A 15,476-nucleotide genomic window follows, 5' to 3' on the forward strand; every position below is an offset into this window, starting at 1 on the left:
GCCATGTTACGCGTGCTATTTCTGTTTCTGGTGTTAATTGCCAGTGTGGTGGTTGGGCCGATGTTGGCCGGCCATCAGGGCTATGTGCTGATTCAGACCGATAACTACAACATTGAAACCAGTGTCACCGGTCTGGTGATCATGGGCGTCTTGTTGTTTGTGGTGCTGTTGGTGATCGAATGGATCCTGCGCCGCCTCTTCCGTACAGGAGCCCGTACCCGTGGCTGGTTTATCGGCCGTAAGCGCACCCGTGCTCGCAAGCAAACCAAGGCTGCACTGATCAAACTGGCCGAAGGTGATTACAAACAAGTTGAGAAACTGCTGACGCGCAACGCGGATCACGCGGAGCAGCCGGTCGTAAACTACCTCTTGGCCGCCGAAGCTGCACAGCAACGCGGCGACGACTTCCGCACCAATCAATATCTGGAACGCGCCGCCGAAGCCGCCGACACCGATCAGTTGCCGGTAGACATTACTCGCGTACGCATTCAACTCGCACAGGGTGAAAACCATGCTGCGCGTCACGGTGTCGATCGCCTGCTAAACCAAGCGCCCCGTCACCCAGAAGTGTTAAGACTGGCGGAAATGGCTTATCTGCGTACCGGTGCCTTTGCCTCATTGCTTGAGATCTTGCCATCGATGAGCAAGATCAATCTGCATACCGAAGCTGAACTGCAAGCATTGCAGCAACAGGCTTATATTGGCCTGATGAATCAGGCAATGGCAGATGAAGGCAGCGACGGCCTGAAGCGTTGGTGGAAAGATCAAAGCCGTAAAACCCGCCATGAAGTTCCGTTGCAAATTGCGATGGTAGAACATCTGATCGAATGCAATGATCACGAATTAGCGCAGGAAATCGTGCTCGACAGCCTGAAACGTCAATATGACGAGCGACTGGTGTTGCTGATCCCTCGTTTGAAGTCAGGGAATCCACAGCAGTTGGAGAAAGCGTTGCGTCAGCAAGTGAAACAACACGGTGCCACACCGCTGCTAAACAGCACGCTGGGGCAGTTGTTGATGAAACACGGTGAATGGCAAAAGGCCGCCGATGCATTGCGGGAAGCATTGAAACAACGCCCGGATGCCTACGATTATGCCTGGCTGGCTGACGTGCTGGATAAGCTGCACCGTTCAGATGAGGCAGCTCAGATGCGACGTGAAGGTCTAATGTTGACTCTGAAGCAAAACGGCGACTAACGCGACAATGCTTTGTCTTCAAGGCGCGCCACTCGGCGCGCTTTTTTTATTCTCTTTATCCTATGCCTGAGGCGCACAAACGCAGCGGCACAGATGCAGCTTCAAGTATGGCAACGATGTATACCCGAAATAATTGCAGCTGAATCACGGCGGCAAGTTTGTAAATCCTCAGGAGCTTACTCAGGTAAGTGACTGGGGTGCGCAAACGCAGCCAACACAGATGCAGCTTCAAGAATGGCAACGATTTATACCCGAAATAATTGGAGCTGAATCAAGGCGGCAAGTTTGTAAATCCCCAGGAGCTTACTCAGGTAAGTGACTGGGGTGCACAAACGCAGCCAACACTGATACAGCTTCAAGAATGAAGGGTATGGGCAAAAAAAAACACTTGCCGCGGTGGCAAGTGTATAAAAAAGCAATCAGGTCTAGGACAACAGGGGCGGTGCCTCACTCAACGTTATGCCCGGAGTGTGATGTCAGTGGCTGTAAGCAACGCTGACATCGTTCTGGTGGGCAATAGGCACCCTAAATCGGCTCTGCGTCATTCCCAGGGTTTATGAAGCCTAAGGCGAACATAAGAAGTGGAATGAGCATCTACGAGGTAGATATTGCACTTGGCGTGCCAACTTTTTCAAACAGCATCAATGTTTATAAATATTTCATCTATCACACTGAATTAAAACAGATTTAATCACACTAACATGCATCGTGCTTTCAGCCACCTGTTATCCGCTCCATCACGCTATGCCAGAAGATATGTCGCCTTATAACGACGACTTAAGCTAAAGCGATTTTTATATATATAAATCAATGCATTATATGTCTCATCCTGGCGACAATGCACCATGCGATTGTCGTGGAAAACCAACACGCCTGCGAGAGTGCGGCGAAAACATTAAACAGCGCTGGGACAGTTGGCCGAATGGCAGAAAGCGAAAAGCCCGCTCATTGCTGAACGGGCTTTTCTGAATATGGTCGCCGAGAGAGAATTACGCGCATCTTCGATGCTTGCCCTACGGGCCAACGCTAAAGCGCTGTTCAAAACTGTTCCAGACAGTTTTGCCTCATCCCATAAACTCCAGGCGTAAAAAAACCGACTTTCGTCGGTTTCTTTGAATGTGGTCGGCGAGAGAGGATTCGAACCTCCGACCCACTGGTCCCAAACCAGTTGCGCTACCAAGCTGCGCTACTCGCCGATTTCTTGTTGCAGATACTACTAAATTTTATCGCTTATGTCTATGTAAATATTAAATTTATTAGACATTTTGTGTGTGGTGCGAAGAGAGGGACTTGAACCCTCACGTCCGTAAGAACACTAACACCTGAAGCTAGCGCGTCTACCAATTCCGCCACCTTCGCACAGTCACAAAACAGCTTAAAATTCTTCACTTCTCTTAGGAAGTGGGGTGGCTAATGGGACTCGAACCCACGACAACTGGAATCACAATCCAGGGCTCTACCAACTGAGCTATAGCCACCATTTCTACTTCTTACTACTTCACGCGGTAATACTACCACCGCAGCTCTTGCACACAAACTTAATGGTGCGCCCGACAGGATTCGAACCTGAGACCTCTGCCTCCGGAGGGCAGCGCTCTATCCAGCTGAGCTACGGGCGCATAGCGCCGTTGCGGGAGGGGATACTACGGTTTTAACCTAATCCTGTCTAGTGCTTTTTCGCAGAAATGTTGCGTTTGATTACGCTTTGCTCACTCCTGCGCAGGAAAGGGCTATCCGTAGCCCCTTTTCACCGCTTATTGCTGGGTTTCTGTCCGTTTTTCAGCCGGATGATGTTTCTTGTGCATACCGAAAGCAAAGTAGCACAGGCTGACTGCCGCTAAGAATATCGCACCAACCAGCAGAGAAATGCGGGTATCCGGGTTAATTCCCATGCCGATCAGCACGCAGACCAGGAAAGCGATGGTCAAATAGTTCACATAGGGGAACATAATCGACTTAAAGCTGTGGGTTTTGATCGCTTCCTTATGAGCACGACGGAAATACAGTTGGCTAATCAACACCACAAACCACGGCACCATACCCGGCAGTACGCTGGCGCTATAGACATAAACGAACACCGCCTGCGGATTGGGAATCAAATAATTCAGGCCAGAGCCGACCAACAGACAGGCGATGGTCACAGCAATACAGTTCACCGGCACGCCGCTGGCAGACAACTTGGTCAGTGAGGCCGGCAGTTGACGGTTCTTGGCCAATGCGTACAGCATGCGCCCCCCGCTATACATACCGCTATTGCAGCCAGAAAGCGCAGCGGTCAACACCACGAAGTTAATGATACCCGCGGCAGCAACGATACCGATTTTGGCAAAGGTCAGTACAAACGGGCTGCCGGTGGTGCCGATACCGTTCCATGGGAAGATGGTGACAATGACGAAAATGGCACCGACGTAAAAAATCAGGATGCGCCACAGGATGTTGTTAATCGCGCGTTTTAACGTCACCTGCGGGTTCTTGGCCTCACCGGCGGTGATGCCAACCAGCTCAACCCCCTGATAGGACGCCACGACAATACAGAGCGCAAACAGGAAGCCCTTCCAGCCGCCGGCAAAGAAACCGCCGTGCTCTGTCAGGTTGGCAAAGCCGATAGGCTGCCCCCCATTGCCGAAGCCAAACAAGATAACCCCCAGCCCGACCAGAATCATCACAATGATGGTGGTCACCTTAATCATGGCAAACCAAAACTCCAGCTCGCCGTACAGGCGTACCGCCGCCACGTTAGCCAGCGCGACCATCGCCACGGCAATCAGCGCGGGTATCCATTGCGGGATCTCCGGGAACCAGAACTGCACGTAGACCCCAATGGCGGTGATTTCTGAGATACCAACGGCAATCCACATAAACCAATAGCCCCAGGCCGTCAGGTAGCCAAAATACGGGCTCATGTATTTATGCGCATAAACGGCAAAAGAGCCTGCGACCGGCTCAAGGAACAGCATTTCGCCCATCGAACGCATAATAAAGAACACGAACAACCCGGCGATGATATAAGCCAATAATACCGACGGCCCGGCCCATTTCAGCGTGCTGGCGGAGCCCATAAACAGACCGACGCCAATGGTGCCACCCAGCGCAATCAGCTCGATATGCCGGGCTTCCAGCCCCCGATGTAGACCTTGCGGTTTTTCTTTGTGTGCCATAAATCCTCAGTATTATTTTTTTGATTGTGTTTGCATGCCGGCCGTTACCGGTCGTTATTGTTTTAATTAAAAATAGCGTAAATCATCTCCCGTCGCGGTGACGGACATCAACTGGCGATCGAGGCAATCTTACGGCGGAGAAAAACGTCGTTCAGTGCGGCCATATCTGGCGCCAACAGCTGGGGATAATTTCAGGGCGGTATCGTTTCGCATTTTGCCGCTATAAGCAAACCGCAATTTAAAACTTTATGGAATAAATGCAGGGGAGTTTAGGAACTGAGGTTATAGAGACGCTGGATAAACAGCCATAAAGCAGGTTATTTGAACAATTTGTTGCATCAGGGCGGAATAATCCGCCCCAACGTCGTGATTACATCTTACCGCGATAGTAGTAGCCAACAAACTTGAGCAATTTCAGCTGGCGGCCAAGGCGGCTCGGCTGGCTCAACAGCCGATACAGCCACTCCAGACCGAGGTTTTGCCAGATCTTTGGTGCACGTTTTACGTGCCCAGTAAACACGTCGTAGGTCCCGCCAACCCCCATATAGAGCGCTTTTGGATGGATCTTGCGACAGTCTCGCATCAAGATTTCCTGTTTCGGCGATCCCATGGCAACCGTCACAATGGCGGCGCCACTGGCGCGAATCCGCTCAAACAGCGCTTCACGTTGTTCAGGTTTGAAGTAACCATCTTGGCTACCGACCAGATTAACGTTCCACTGGCTACGCAGCTTCTGTTCCGTTTCCGCCAATACCGACGGCTTGCCGCCAATCAGGAACACTGGCGTACCCTCACGCCCCGCGCGTTGCATCAATGCTTCCCATAAGTCGGCTCCCGCGACGCGAGACACATCGGCACCCGGATATTTACGACGGATAGACCGAACCATGCTGATGCCGTCGGCGTACTTATATTCCGCTTCGTCCAGCAGGGCATGGAGTTCTGCATCCTGTTCGGCCGTCAGAATCTTTTCGGCATTCATGGCAACTAACGTGCCCTGTTTTACCCGGCCACCGTCAAAGAGAAAATCCATGCACTGTGCCATATCGCGAAATCCCCAGAGGCTGAAACCGCGCAGCTCATATTTGGGGACCGAGATTTTTACTTCCATCTTATTATTACCCTTACCTTACAAAAGGCTGTCGGCCTGAACGGATGACGCAGGCGCTCTCAGCGTGCGCGAACGCAGCACACGCGCCTTAATCAAGCCAGCAGTGTCAAACAACCAGTACAGCAATTTTGCCATCAGCAAACAGGCACCAAAAATAAGGCAGAAGAACACCACGCGTGAGACAAACGAATCCACGCCCTCGCGAGCCAACACGATGATGTTGAATACTGCGCCGAAGCAGAAACTCTGCAATATGGCAGCCTTATAACGGTTCGGTTCGCTTTTGCCCATCTCATACAACCAGTCGAACCATTTGATAATCATACCCACCAAGACCGCGCCAACCGGAATGAACAGCGCGCCCCCCATGACCACCAACGAACCGATCAGCGTCGGTGAAATTGCCAGGCCTGAATGGTTATTCAACACTTCCCAGGTGAAGTAGTTGGCGGTATTTAGCACGGTATCCGGCCGCCCCGGCCAGAGCCACGCCGGAATAAAGACGTAGAAATCACGCACTATAGGTGCCAGGCCCTGGAAATCAATCTTGTCGTAATTTTGCAGCAGTAACGCCAGGTTTTCCCATGGCGAGAACGTATCACGCGTCAGATAGAGGAACGTATAAAACGCCTCGGGGCCGCTGACGTCCAGGCTGTAGCGCTTCAACGCCAACCAGAACATACCAACGATACCAAACACCCCGGCGGCTACCAGCATCCACAACGAGATCCATCCCCGCACAATGCCGATGAACAGAAATAGCGAGAAGGCAATAATGATATTGGCGCGAGTCCCACCGACAATCACGTAGGTCAAAATGCCAAAAGCGACCGTTGCCGCCAGGAAAAAGAACCAGGCACGCAAATCTTGTTTCAGGAAGTAGACCACCAGCATCGCCGGGATAAAGAAATAGAAGAACCGCTTGAGCGCCACGCCAGAGACATCACTGGAGAAAATCTGGCTGTAGGAATTGAGCTTGAACAGCAAGAAACCGTTTTGCATAAAGAAAATGCCAACAGTGACAATGGCGACTAACGCCAGCAATACCCACGTCAGGTTGGTTTCCACCCGGTTCATGGTAAATACCGGCTTACGCGGCTGCACGCTGCGCTTTCGCAACCGGGTTTTATAGCTGACGTAGTAAATCGCATAAAACGCAGTGGCGGAGAGAATGGCGTACAGCAGGAACTCCACAGGCACCACCTCAACGTCGAACTGAAATACCAGCAAGCACGTCAGTGGGAAACCGAAGTAAAACGTCAGCAGATACAGCAGCGAAAAAAACACGTTGAAGTTAAAGCGGACGCGCCGGAACTCCTGATAGGTCAATGTCAGAACAAACAACACGCCTATCAGGTAGACAACAAATAACCCGCCAAATTGCGCCAGCGTCATGACTGCTCCCCTGCTGCCAGGGTTAATGCCTGCTGCCAGCCATCAACGTAGTTAGGATTGAAGAAGGCGATCGCCTGCTTATCCACCGATGCCAATTGGCGTTGCGCTTCTCGTACCACCGCCTCATCCAGTGAGTCGCCATAAAACAGCACCGGCAGATGCTGCTCGGCCAGATCCTGCCAGAATGGGTTCTGTCGACTCAGGACGAACGGCACACCGAACTGGATCAGCAGACACAGGGTGCCAATACCCTGCTGACGGTTAAAGATGAAGTAACCGAGATCGCACTCACGCAGGATATTCAGGTAATCGTCAAATGCCACCTGCTGCGTCAGTATCTGCAGGTTCCTGGCGCTAAATAACGCCAGCCCGGCTGCACGTACTTGCTCAATGTAAGCCTCGTTATTGGCCGGATACCCCATCGGCAAGATCACTCGAACATCGGCACCAAACTGCTGATGAATCGCTTTCAGCGCCTCCACATGCCGGTTGGTACGATCGCCCGAATTCCCTACCAGAATGGTCATTGGGCCAGCCAGGTTTTTCTCTACGTTAATGCCGGTTAACGCCGGATCCATCCGTGTCGGGAAATACAGCAGAGAAGCAGGCACACGCGCATGGCGCTGCTGATAGTGGATGACGTCACCACGGGTGGCGAACACGTGCCCCACCCGGCCCTGCGCAATACGGCGCAGTAAATAGAACAGACGGAATTTCCAACTGGTGGCGTCTTCATAAAGATCGGCCCCCCAGATGTGCCAGCTCACCTGATGCGCTTTGATCTTCCCACTTAACAATGCCAGCCACAACGTAGGGTTAAATTGGCCATGCAGAAAGAAACGCTGGTTTCGATCGGCCTGAGCACGGGCAATGACCGCCATCGCCAGACTTTTTTTGTCCGGATAGCTTTCAATGTTCAGATCGGGGAACGACCCTAGCGCAGCGGCGTCTTTCGCCGCTACCATGAAATGGCGCGTCTGATCGGACGGCAGGCGCTTCGCCAACACGTCGTTGAAGAAACGCAGCACCGTCTGATTGTGATGCGGGATATCAGATCCCAATACGTGAATCAGTGTGGTCATACTCGTCTACGATAAAGAATAAATACGCAGCTACAGAGCGCGAAATACACGATGTAGGTTGCCATGTAAGCCTGCGTCGCGCCCAACGCACCGTGCAAGGGTATCAACCAATGCGAGAACAGCGTCAACAGCAGGAACTGACTGACTTCGGTCAGGATATAAAAACGCAGCGACGCTTTGGCAATAACCAGGTAGCCAAACACATAAGCGCCAACTTTCAATACGTCCCCCACCAGCTGCCAGGCAAACAGATCGCGCATGGCGATGAACTTGTCCGTAAACAGTAACCAGATGGCGAAATCACGTAACAGCCAGACGGTGAAACTTACCGCGGCCACCGCAGGCAGCACAAATTTAAGTGAACGCACGATCTCCTGCGAGATGGCGCTTTTTTCCTTCAACCGTGACAACGTGGGTAACAGATAAACGGTAAATGAAGCGGTGATAAACTGGAGGTAAGCATCGGAGATACTGCTCACCCCCTGCCAAATCCCCACTTCATCCCAGCTGTAATGGCTCGCCAGCAAGTTACGCATCATCACGTAGGCCACTGGCAACGTCACCGACGTGATCAACGCCATAATAGTGAACTTGCCAAGATGGCTGGCTAATGCCTTGTCCCATGCCAGCGCCAAATAGCGCAGCGGCAGGGTTTTGCGTCGCCACAACATAAAGCCTGCGGGCAACACCACGAGTGCAGGCACCAGCGCCAACCCTGCCAGTGCGCCTTCATAACCCCCGAGCGTAAAGCACAGGTAGTACGCCACGACACCAATCAAGCTGCCGGCAATCACCGCCAGTGCGTTGCCCATCGCATCACGATAGCCCTTCAGCACCGCCATAAACAGGTTGGCGTAGGCAATGCCCATCTGTATAAACGCCACCGCCCGCACCACGTTCACATACTCAGCATGGCCGAACAACCCGATACTGATGGGTTCAGCCGCGAACAGAAACACCAGTGCCAACAGCGTGGAAAAACCCAGAACGATAGTCGATGCCGTGCCAACAGCCAGCCGCAGCCGTTGTGGATCCTGATGATATTCGGCAACGTATTTAGTGATACCGTTAAAAATCCCGGCGCCGGACAACACGCCCAACACGGTAATCAACTGGCGGAAGTTACCCGCTTGCCCAACCCCGCTGGGACCAAACGCCACTGCCAGCAGTTTCACCACCAACAGCCCTACGCCAATCTTGATTAGCGTAGAGCCGGCAGTCCAAATCGACGCTTTTGCCAGTGACATATCAAGCGCAGAAGTTAAGAATGGTATTGATCACCGTGCGTTGAGTGACATCAGACATATTGTAGAACAATGGCAAACGGACCAGACGTGCACTCTCTTGGCTGGTGAAGCGATCTTCACCGGCAAAACGACCGAAGCGATCGCCCGCTGGGCACGCGTGTAGCGGAATATAATGGAATACCGCCATGATTTCGGCTTCTTTCAAATAATTGATAAACGCCGTGCGGTCCTCAATATCGCGCAATTTGATATAGAACATATGCGCATTTTGTACGCAGCCCGTCGGGATAGTCGGCAGAACGATCCGACCCGCTTTGGCTAATGGCAGGAGGCTGTCGTGATACTGTTGCCACAACGCCAGGCGACGGTGGTTGATGCGATCGGCCGCTTCAAGTTGCCCCCAGAGATAGGCCGCTTGCAGGTCTGACATCAGGTAGCTCGAGCCAATATCACGCCAGGTGTACTTATCAACTTGACCACGGAAGAACTGGCTGCGGTTGGTGCCTTTCTCACGGATGACCTCCGCCCGGTCGATCAGCGCCGGATCGTTAATCAGCGTGGCACCGCCTTCCCCACCCGCAGTGTAATTTTTGGTTTCGTGGAAGCTAAAGCAGCCAATATGGCCGATGGTGCCAAGCGCCTTACCTTTGTAGGTAGACATCACGCCTTGCGCGGCATCTTCCACCACGAACAGGTTATACTTTTTCGCCAGCGCCATGATAGTGTCCATTTCGCAGGCCACGCCAGCATAATGTACCGGCACAATAGCGCGGGTCTTGTCGGTGATCGCGGCTTCGATTTTAGTTTCATCGATGTTCATGGTGTCTGGACGCAGATCGACAAACACCACAGTGGCGCCTCGAAGCACAAAAGCGTTAGCCGTTGAAACAAAGGTGAAACTCGGCATGATCACTTCATCGCCCGGCTGGATATCCAGCAGGATTGCCGCCATTTCCAGCGACGCGGTGCAAGATGGCGTCAACAACACCTTCGGGCTACCAAACCGCTGTTCCATCCATTGCTGGCAGCGGCGGGTAAATCCACCGTCACCACACAGCTTGCCACTGCCCATCGCAGCCTGCATATAGTCAAGTTCGGTACCAACAACCGGTGGTGCGTTAAATGGGATCATGTTTTCCTCTGTATAACCAATACGAGGTGCTTTCAATCACAGCACCCTGTCGTTGATAGAGCCGTAATGCGGCAATGTTTCCGAGCTGGGTCGCAACCCGCAGACGCTTTAGCGACCGGCATTCAGCAATGGCCGCAGCCATCAATCGCGCGCCAATCCCTTTACCAGACGCGCCGGGGAATGCCGCCAGTAAACCGATTCGCATTTCTTGGTTGCCAATATCGCGCAGGCTGACAAACCCCTCGGGCTGTCCGGTAGCATCCAGCGCCAATAGACATTGATGGTCAAATGTCCCCAAGACCGCTTTTTCGATCCAGGCGGCATAGAAACGACCGCTGTCTTGAACATCATACCAAGGGGCACGGAAACGGCTGGCAGTGAACACGCGGGCCGCGGCAGCACGCAACGCCGGAATATCGGTAGGCACAGCCAGGCGGATGCCCTGCGGAGACACATTTTGGGATGAGGCACATTCCGTGCCGATATTCAGCACAAGATCAACTTCACCCTCAACCAATTGAAAACCTAGCTGAGCCAGTCCGTCAGCCCACGCTGTTTGATGCGCCGGGATTTTGGCCTGTACCAAAGCCCAGCCAGCCAGATCGGCCTCGGTTAGCACTGGAGCCGTCTCGGAAAAGTTGAGTTTTGCGCTAGTAAGGGCGAAAAACTCAGATTCCCATGCTAATGGTTCAATACTGGCGTGGGCGTGCATGCAACAAATCCAGTAAGTACTTACCGTAACCGGTTTTGAGCAACGACTGTGCGGCACGTTTCACGCCCTCATCGTCCAGCCAACCGTTACGCCAGGCAATCTCTTCCAGGCAGGCGATTTTGAAGCCCTGACGTTTTTCTACCGTCTGCACAAAGCTACTGGCCTCCAGCAGGCTGTCATGAGTACCGGTATCCAGCCAGGCAAAACCACGGCCTAGCAGTTCAACGGTCAGTTCACCCCGCTCCAGATACATCTGGTTAATACTGGTGATTTCCAGTTCACCGCGCTCAGAGGGTTTTACCCGTTTGGCGAACTCCACGACTTGGCTGTCGTAAAAATACAGGCCGGTTACCGCCCAGTTGGATTTAGGGACTTTCGGTTTTTCTTCGATCGACAGCGCGCGGAAATTATCGTCAAACTCTACCACCCCGAAACGCTCAGGATCCATCACCTGATAACCGAACACAGTAGCACCTTGCGTACGCGCAGCAACGGTCTTCAGTTTTGGGCTAAAACCCTGGCCAAAATAAATATTATCGCCCAAGACCAAGCAGCTCGGCTCACCTGCCAGAAATTCTTCACCAATGATAAACGCCTGTGCCAATCCATCTGGACTCGGTTGCTCGGCATAGCTGAGATTAATGCCAAACTCTTCACCATTCCCCAACAGGCGCCTGAATGAAGGTAGATCATCGGGGGTAGAAATAATCAAAATGTCGCGGATGCCAGCCAACATCAGTACCGATAACGGATAGTAAATCATCGGTTTATCGTAAATGGGCAACAGCTGCTTAGACAAGCCACGGGTTATCGGATGTAAGCGCGTGCCAGAACCGCCAGCCAGAATAATGCCTTTCATACTCGCTCCAGACTCCACAGGGTCGCTTTGTTATCAGCGACCCCGCTATATTTAGTCGGATAAACCTAAACGTTCACCCGTATAGGAACCGTCCTGAACACGACGCCACCAGGTTTCATTGTTCAGATACCAGGAAACCGTTTTGCGGATGCCGCTTTCAAAGGTTTCCTGTGGGCGCCAGCCCAGCTCCCGATCAATTTTTCCGGCATCGATCGCATAACGCATATCGTGGCCCGGACGATCCTTGACGTAAGTAATCAGGTCACGGTATTTGTCCACGCCCTGTGGTTTATTCGGCGCCAACTCTTCCAGCAGATCGCAAATGGTATGCACGACTTCAATATTCTTGCGCTCATTGTGGCCACCGATATTGTAGGTCTCACCGACCACGCCTTCGGTAACCACCTGGTACAGTGCACGCGCATGATCTTCAACATACAGCCAATCACGCACCTGTGCGCCATCGCCATACACCGGTAAGGGTTTGCCGGCCACGGCATTGAGGATCACCAGCGGGATCAGCTTCTCCGGGAAGTGATACGGGCCGTAATTATTGGAACAGTTGGTGACCAGCGTCGGCAAGCCATAGGTACGCAACCAGGCGCGGACCAGATGATCGCTGGACGCCTTGGAGGCCGAATAGGGGCTGCTCGGCGAGTAAGGCGTGGTTTCAGTGAACAAATCGTCCGTACCGTGCAGATCGCCATACACTTCATCGGTGGAGATGTGATGAAAACGGAAACTCTGCTTCTTCTCTGCATCCAGCGGTTGCCAATAATGGCGGGCCGCCTCCAACATGGTGTAGGTACCCACCACGTTGGTTTCAATAAATGCCGCCGGGCCATCGATAGAACGGTCAACATGGCTTTCCGCCGCCAGGTGCATGATCACGTCCGGCTGATACTGGGCAAATACCCGATCCAATGCCGAACGATCGCAAATATCCACCTGTTCAAACGAATAGCGTTCGTTATCGGCAACCACCGAGAGCGACTCCAGGTTGCCCGCGTAAGTGAGTTTATCTACCACCAGAACGCTGTCCTGCGTAGCTTCAATGATATGCCTCACAACCGCGGAGCCAATAAAGCCAGCGCCACCAGTGACTAAAATACGTTTCAACGCCATACCCCTTTGGTATCCACTACCCAGGATTGCGTGATTTCTTCCGGCTTAATGGCCTTGAACTGCTTGTGATCGACCAACATCACGATCACATCTGCCTGTTGCAATGCGTCAGGCAGCGTTTTCAGCGTCCCATGGCCCGCCAGTGATTTCGGCAACTGCTCAACGTTAGGCTCAACGACCAGCGTTTCACCAACGTGCCAATCGGCAATCAGGTGTGCCACTTCAACCGCAGGGCTTTCGCGCAGATCGTCGATATTTGGCTTAAAGGCTAAACCAAAGCAGGCAATTTTCACTTCGGATGCACGCTTGTCGGTCGCCGCCAGGCAGTCAGCAACCGCCGCCTTAACGCGATCCACCACCCACAGCGGTTTTCCGTCATTCACCAGGCGCGCAGTATGGATCAAACGCGCCTGCTGCGGATTTTGCGAGACAATGAACCACGGATCGACCGCGATACAATGGCCTCCAACACCAGGGCCTGGTTGCAGAATATTTACCCGCGGATGGCGATTCGCCAGCCGGATAAGCTCCCACACGTTGATGCCCTGTTCCGCGCAAATCAGCGACAGTTCATTGGCAAACGCGATGTTCACATCGCGGAAGCTGTTTTCAGTCAGCTTGCACATCTCAGCGGTGCGCGAATTGGTAATGACGCACTCACCTTCGAGGAAAATTTTATAAAGCGTGCTGGCACGCTCTGAGCATTTTGGCGTCATGCCACCAATAACGCGGTCGTTCTGAATCAGCTCAACCATCACCTGCCCTGGCAACACACGCTCTGGGCAGTAAGCGATGTTCACATCGGCAGACTCACCTGCCTGCTGAGGGAAGCTGAGATCGCTACGCGCCTCGGCCAGCCACTGGGCCATCTGTTCGGTGGCGCCGACCGGAGAGGTCGACTCCAAAATAACCAGATCGCCCTTTTTCAGCACCGGAGCCAGGGATTTTGCCGCAGCTTCGACATAAGCCAGATCCGGCTCATGATCGCCTTTAAACGGCGTTGGCACCGCGATCAAGAAAGCATCTGCGGCAAGAGGTTGAGTTACGGCTTGCAGATAACCGCCATCGACCGCGTCTTTCACCACTTTATCTAGGTCGGGTTCCACGATATGGATCGCGCCGCGATTGATGGTATCTACCGCATGTTGGTTAACATCTACGCCCACCACTTTTTTCTTACGGGAGGCGAACGCCGCCGCTGTTGGCAGGCCGATATAACCCAGGCCGATAACTGAAATAGTGTTAAAACTCATAGTGTCACCTGATGGTTCTTCAAAGCTTCAAGAATACGCTGGCAGGCATGCCCGTCACCGTAAGGGTTATGCGCCCGGCTCATGGCGTGATATTCACTTTCATCCGTCAGCAAGCGGGTTACGGCGTCGACAATTTTTGCCACGTCGGTGCCCACCAGACGCACCGTGCCTGAATCTACCGCTTCCGGTCGCTCGGTGGTGTCACGCATTACCAGCACAGGTTTGCCCAATGACGGCGCCTCTTCCTGAATGCCGCCAGAATCGGTCAGGATCAAATAAGACTTGGCCATCAGATACACGAAGGGCAAATAATCTTGCGGATCGATCAGAATAATATTATCGATCCCTTTCAAAATGCGGTTGACCGGCTCGCTGACATTTGGATTGAGATGCACCGGATACACCACCTGCACATCGGGATGCGTGCGTGCAATTTCTGCAAGCGCGCTGCAGATCCGCTCAAAACCGCCACCAAAGCTTTCGCGACGGTGGCCTGTAACCAGAATCAATTTCTTATTGGCATCCAGGAACGGATAACGCTGTGCCAGGCTGTCATGCAATGCGGTATCACCCATCACCCGATCGCGTACCCAGAACAGCGCGTCGATCACCGTGTTACCGGTGACGAAAATATGATCGTCCGGCAGCAGTTCCCGCAACAGATTCTGACGCGAATTTTCCGTCGGAGCGAAGTGATACATCGCCAGATGGCCGGTCAGCTTACGGTTAGCTTCTTCTGGCCACGGCGAATAAAGGTTGCCGGTGCGCAGACCTGCCTCAACGTGTCCTACGGGAATACGCTGATAAAACGCCGCCAGACTCGTCGCTAGCGTCGTGGTAGTGTCACCATGAACCAGCACTACGTCCGGTTTGAACTCCTCGAGAACGCCTTTCAGACCTTCCAGAATACGGCAGGTAATCTCACTCAATCCCTGACCGGGCTTCATGATATTCAAGTCGTAATCAGGCACTATTTCAAATAACCGCAATACCTGATCCAACATCTCACGATGCTGTGCCGTCACGCAGACTCTTGATTCAAAGGCTTCATCCTGAGCCAGGGCATGTACCAGCGGTGCCATTTTGATGGCTTCAGGTCTGGTGCCGAAAACAGTCAACACTTTCACAGCGAATCTCTTTTGGTCGGTTAACCGCAGGCGTACCTGCGAATTGGGCGCTTACGCGCCCATCAGCGAATTATTATA

12 protein-coding genes and 4 tRNA genes are annotated in these 15,476 nt (G+C 52.9%); 1 reads left to right on the forward strand and 15 read right to left on the reverse strand.

The features are described 5' to 3' along the window. The first annotated feature begins 3 nt into the window (after window positions 1-3). A complete protein-coding gene (gene hemY / locus JOE25_RS18835) occupies window positions 4-1,197 on the forward strand; it encodes a protoheme IX biogenesis protein HemY (RefSeq protein ID WP_209637816.1) in 1,194 nt (397 codons plus the stop codon). A gap of 1,119 nt (window positions 1,198-2,316) precedes the next feature. On the opposite strand, the gene JOE25_RS18840 is transcribed toward hemY, so the two are convergent. The 15 genes from JOE25_RS18840 to wecB form a co-directional block, all read right to left on the reverse strand. Further along, window positions 2,317-2,393 (reverse strand) — tRNA-Pro (locus JOE25_RS18840). A 76-nt stretch (window positions 2,394-2,469) separates the two neighbouring features. After that, a tRNA-Leu gene (locus JOE25_RS18845) sits at window positions 2,470-2,556 on the reverse strand. A 43-nt stretch (window positions 2,557-2,599) separates the two neighbouring features. After that, a tRNA-His gene (locus JOE25_RS18850) sits at window positions 2,600-2,675 on the reverse strand. A 64-nt stretch (window positions 2,676-2,739) separates the two neighbouring features. Continuing rightward, window positions 2,740-2,816, reverse strand: a tRNA-Arg gene (locus tag JOE25_RS18855). Window positions 2,817-2,951: 135 nt separating this feature from the next. Continuing rightward, complete coding sequence (locus JOE25_RS18860) at window positions 2,952-4,355, reverse strand: amino acid permease (RefSeq protein WP_209637818.1); 1,404 nt, start codon at window positions 4,353-4,355, stop codon at window positions 2,952-2,954. A gap of 370 nt (window positions 4,356-4,725) precedes the next feature. Next, window positions 4,726-5,466: a lipopolysaccharide N-acetylmannosaminouronosyltransferase gene (gene wecG / locus JOE25_RS18865; RefSeq protein ID WP_209637820.1), complete on the reverse strand. Its 741-nt coding sequence runs from the start codon at window positions 5,464-5,466 to the stop codon at window positions 4,726-4,728. An 18-nt stretch (window positions 5,467-5,484) separates the two neighbouring features. Then, window positions 5,485-6,861, reverse strand: a complete 1,377-nt coding sequence (gene wzyE / locus JOE25_RS18870) for an ECA oligosaccharide polymerase (protein ID WP_209637822.1) — start codon at window positions 6,859-6,861, stop codon at window positions 5,485-5,487. Next, window positions 6,858-7,943: a TDP-N-acetylfucosamine:lipid II N-acetylfucosaminyltransferase gene (locus JOE25_RS18875; protein WP_209637825.1), complete on the reverse strand. Its 1,086-nt coding sequence runs from the start codon at window positions 7,941-7,943 to the stop codon at window positions 6,858-6,860. Before JOE25_RS18875 ends, wzyE begins: the two co-directional genes overlap by 4 nt. Next, entirely contained in the window at window positions 7,940-9,190 is a 1,251-nt protein-coding gene (gene wzxE, locus JOE25_RS18880) for a lipid III flippase WzxE (RefSeq protein WP_209637827.1), read from the reverse strand. Before wzxE ends, JOE25_RS18875 begins: the two co-directional genes overlap by 4 nt. 1 nt (window position 9,191) lies before the next feature. Next, window positions 9,192-10,322, reverse strand: coding sequence for a dTDP-4-amino-4,6-dideoxygalactose transaminase (gene rffA, locus JOE25_RS18885; protein WP_209637829.1), 1,131 nt, complete (start codon window positions 10,320-10,322; stop codon window positions 9,192-9,194). After that, complete coding sequence (gene rffC, locus JOE25_RS18890) at window positions 10,309-11,034, reverse strand: dTDP-4-amino-4,6-dideoxy-D-galactose acyltransferase (RefSeq protein WP_209637831.1); 726 nt, start codon at window positions 11,032-11,034, stop codon at window positions 10,309-10,311. The genes rffA and rffC overlap by 14 nt, the downstream gene beginning before the upstream one ends. Continuing rightward, window positions 11,012-11,893 (reverse strand): glucose-1-phosphate thymidylyltransferase RfbA, encoded by an 882-nt coding sequence (gene rfbA, locus JOE25_RS18895; RefSeq protein ID WP_209637833.1) that lies wholly within the window; start codon window positions 11,891-11,893, stop codon window positions 11,012-11,014. The genes rffC and rfbA overlap by 23 nt, the downstream gene beginning before the upstream one ends. Before the next feature lie 51 nt (window positions 11,894-11,944). Further along, a complete protein-coding gene (gene rffG / locus JOE25_RS18900) occupies window positions 11,945-13,018 on the reverse strand; it encodes a dTDP-glucose 4,6-dehydratase (RefSeq protein ID WP_209637835.1) in 1,074 nt (357 codons plus the stop codon). Beyond that, complete coding sequence (gene wecC, locus JOE25_RS18905; RefSeq protein WP_209637837.1) at window positions 13,009-14,271, reverse strand: UDP-N-acetyl-D-mannosamine dehydrogenase; 1,263 nt, start codon at window positions 14,269-14,271, stop codon at window positions 13,009-13,011. Before wecC ends, rffG begins: the two co-directional genes overlap by 10 nt. Continuing rightward, window positions 14,268-15,398, reverse strand: a complete 1,131-nt coding sequence (gene wecB / locus JOE25_RS18910; protein WP_209637839.1) for a UDP-N-acetylglucosamine 2-epimerase (non-hydrolyzing) — start codon at window positions 15,396-15,398, stop codon at window positions 14,268-14,270. The genes wecC and wecB overlap by 4 nt, the downstream gene beginning before the upstream one ends. Window positions 15,399-15,476: the final 78 nt, after the last annotated feature.

This window comes from Serratia sp. PL17 (assembly GCF_017832355.1).
Lineage (GTDB): Bacteria > Pseudomonadota > Gammaproteobacteria > Enterobacterales > Enterobacteriaceae > Serratia.